The organism is Vibrio sp. V38_P2S17PM301 (assembly GCF_009904845.1).
GTDB lineage: Bacteria > Pseudomonadota > Gammaproteobacteria > Enterobacterales > Vibrionaceae > Vibrio > Vibrio proteolyticus.
This window is the reverse complement of record NZ_WXWO01000084.1, coordinates 1-3,041: the sequence shown is the minus strand read 5'-3', so window position 1 is coordinate 3,041 and position 3,041 is coordinate 1. Positions and strand designations below refer to the sequence as shown.

Sequence of the window (3,041 nt, the reverse complement as noted above, 5' to 3'; positions counted from 1 at the left end):
AACTCCTAATTCTCCTGTTTGTATATGGGATAACCATTGTGTATAAGAATAAAGGATTGGTTAGAATAATTGGAACCATTGCTATAATTATTATTACCCCTGCGGTTTTAGCCATTCTATGGCTAGTTTTTGGTGATTCAGTACAAGCTAACTTCAACGAGGACTATGTGCGTTATAAGATATTTTATTATGCAATGGAGATCTTCGAATACAACTTCCCATTTGGTTCTGGTCCTGGTACATATGGAACAGTGATGTCCAAAATGTACACTGATGTTTATACATTTTTTAACGTTGATAAAGCAATTATAGGTTATGGAGGGCAAATTGAAGGTCCTATTTTTGACTTATTCTTCGTTTCGTTAATTGCAGAATATGGCCTTGGCATAATATTTGTTATGTGGTTTATCTTTCAGCCGTTTTTTGCTGAAAAAGATGGCTATGTTGACCAGGTTGTGCATGTCAGATTGATTCGCATTAATGGACTTTTGATGCTTGTTGGGATTGGCTCGATGGTACCCATTATGGGAAATATGATAGGATTATTGCTTTTCTTTTTACTAGGGATATTGACTTCGAACAACGCTATTTTTGTTCATAATAGGAAGCGAGAAAATGCATAAAGTCATAGAAACACATATTCTTGAAAACAACCTTAGCAACGAAGCTGAGGTTTGGCCTTTACTCAAATACCAAATGACTCGCCATATTACTCTGTCTAAAGCAGTTGAGGATATGGAGTTTAAATCAAAGTCATATATGTTATTGCTGCTTTCTCTAATTTTTAGCTTCCTCAACTTATTTAGAGCTAGGTTTAGCAAGAAGAGAACGGCCTATTTTGGTGCATTTTCTCGTGTATCAATAAGCGATGGCGTAATTTACGACGAGTTCGTTTCCGCAGAAAAGCAACAAAAGCTATGTATTTTATATCATTGCTCAAATTTTGAAGGTTCAAAAATCCTAACATGCTTTAAGCGTGGAGTGATCTTTGAAAACCTTATCGTAAAGTTATTCGTTTTATTTATTAAACGTTTTGGTTGGTATTCTCGAACTCCTAGTCTCTCTGAGGGTTTCTTTGAGTTATTAATCCGAGAGTATGGTGTCTCTCAGAAGCAAGTAGAAGTCATTTTATTAGACTACGAATGCAAGAAGGCGGCGTATAAGAAACTACTGAAATGGCTTGGAGTTCAGAATGTTGAAGTCGTGTCAGCATACACTAAGCCAGCAATAGTTAGCGCAGCTAATGAATTAGGCATTAAGACACTCGAATATCAACACGGTCTCTTGGCACCTTACCACCCCTCTTATCATTATGCTGGTGTGGAGTTATGGCGCAGCAGCATGTTGCCTAAACGTCTAAAACTCTATTCAAGTTTTTGGCAAATAAAAATGCGTGAAGCTAACTTTGTACTGGAAGAGGAAATTGAAGTTGAAGGTGCGTTGCCACAAGTTTGTGAAGAGGTAAAAAAGAAAATATTCAAACAGGTGGGTAACGATAAGTTCTTTATTTTTACTGGACAGGGAATTTGTTATACAGACGTTTCTGAATTTGTTACCGGTCTAATCGAACAGTTTCCAGATTACACCGTTGTTTATCGACCTCATCCACGAGAGCATCAAAACCACACTAAGCTTTCAGCTCTGATTCAAAATAATAATTTTAAGGTCATTGATAGAGAGGCTTATCAAGATACGCTAACGTTAATTGGTACATCTAAAGCTCACTTCTCAATATTCTCGTCCTGTCATTTTGAAGCTTTAGAGCTTCTTGGACGAACTTACGTGCTTGATGTGGTGGAAAACAACTTAATGAAAGAAGGTGGTGAAGACGAAAACATAATCTTCATTACTAAAGCTTCTCAAATTATGGATATATAGTGCCGAAGAACCTCTATGAAAAAGTTAAAGCTCGTTATTTACTATCTATTTTTCTACAACTTACCTAACTCTAGGTACTTACCGCTTTTTAGCAAACTTCGTTGCTGGTATTTGAGCAGAGTGTTAAAAGTGGTGAGTGCACACTCTAAAAATCGCTTAGAGAATCGAATTTACATCTCCAATGCCTCTGAGTTAAAAATCGGTCATAACGTTCGTATCAATGAGAATGTGTTCATTCAAAGCGCCACAATTGGCAACAATGTAATGATTGCGCCGAATGTAGCAATTCTTTCCAGCACACATAGTTATGAAAGACTAGATATTCCGATGGTTGATCAAGAGGATGTGTTTGGTCTTCCACCAGTTATTGAAGATGATGTTTGGGTTGGTAGAAATGCTGTTATAAAGCATGGAATTACCATTGGAAAGGGTGCAATTGTTGGTGCGTGCTCGTTGGTGACAAAAGACGTCCCAAGTTATGCAATTGTTGGTGGAGTACCTGCAAAAGTAATCAAATATAGAAACGCCCAAGAAACAGAAAAGAAGTACGAAAATGAATAAAACATGCAAAATTGGTGGGCTAGATATCTCTGCATACGACAACATGGATCATGCTGTTGACTCTATCTTACATCAGGGAAATGTTATTAGTGGCTTTGCTGTTGCCGTAAATGCTGAAAAAATAGTATCAAGTTACGAGCAGGCTGATGTAAAAAGAATTCTAGAGTCGGCGAGCATTCGTTATCCAGATGGTGCAGGGGTTTCTTTAGTCATGTCCAAACGTGGCTGCCCAAGTGCGAGAATTCCTGGCTGTGATTTGTGGCTGGAGCTAATGAAAGGGTCTGCACAGCTCAATGTCCCTGTATTTATCGTTGGTGCTAAACCAGAGGTTAACCAACAGACCGTTGATAAGTTAAAACAAGCGCTTAATGTTAACGTTGTGGATGCTTGCGATGGCTATTTTAAAGATGAAGCGGAGCTTATAAACAGAATTAAGGAAAGCCAAGCGAAAGTCGTAACGGTGGCACTTGGCTCTCCTAGACAAGAGAACTTTATAAACAAGTGTAGAGAGAGCTACCCAGAGGCCTTTTACATGGGGGTAGGAGGTACATATGACGTATTTACTGATCGCGTGAAGCGAGCTCCGAAGTGGGCACAGAAGA

At 38.4% G+C, this 3,041-nt stretch carries 3 protein-coding genes and 1 pseudogene; all 4 read left to right on the top strand.

Annotated elements, in window-relative coordinates; genetic code table 11:
- Window positions 1-623: pseudogene (locus CAG64_RS18055) on the top strand (hypothetical protein); the annotation flags it as partial.
- Window positions 616-1,878, top strand: coding sequence for a hypothetical protein (locus CAG64_RS18050; RefSeq protein ID WP_161488746.1), 1,263 nt, complete (start codon window positions 616-618; stop codon window positions 1,876-1,878). The pseudogene CAG64_RS18055 and the gene CAG64_RS18050, both read left to right, overlap by 8 nt.
- A 15-nt stretch (window positions 1,879-1,893) precedes the next feature.
- Window positions 1,894-2,439 carry an acyltransferase gene (locus CAG64_RS18045; RefSeq protein ID WP_161488745.1) on the top strand — a complete coding sequence of 182 codons (546 nt, stop codon included), beginning with the start codon at window positions 1,894-1,896 and terminating at the stop codon, window positions 2,437-2,439.
- Window positions 2,432-3,041 (top strand): WecB/TagA/CpsF family glycosyltransferase (locus CAG64_RS18040; protein WP_161489345.1); only part of this gene is annotated, 610 nt, incomplete at its 3' end. The genes CAG64_RS18045 and CAG64_RS18040, both read left to right, overlap by 8 nt.

Excerpts from the sequence above, each read along its gene's own strand:
- CAG64_RS18045 (WP_161488745.1), top strand. The coding sequence starts at position 1,894 with ATGAAAAAGTTAAAGCTCGTTATTTACTATCTATTTTTCTACAACTTA.
- CAG64_RS18050 (WP_161488746.1), top strand. The coding sequence starts at position 616 with ATGCATAAAGTCATAGAAACACATATTCTTGAAAACAACCTTAGCAAC.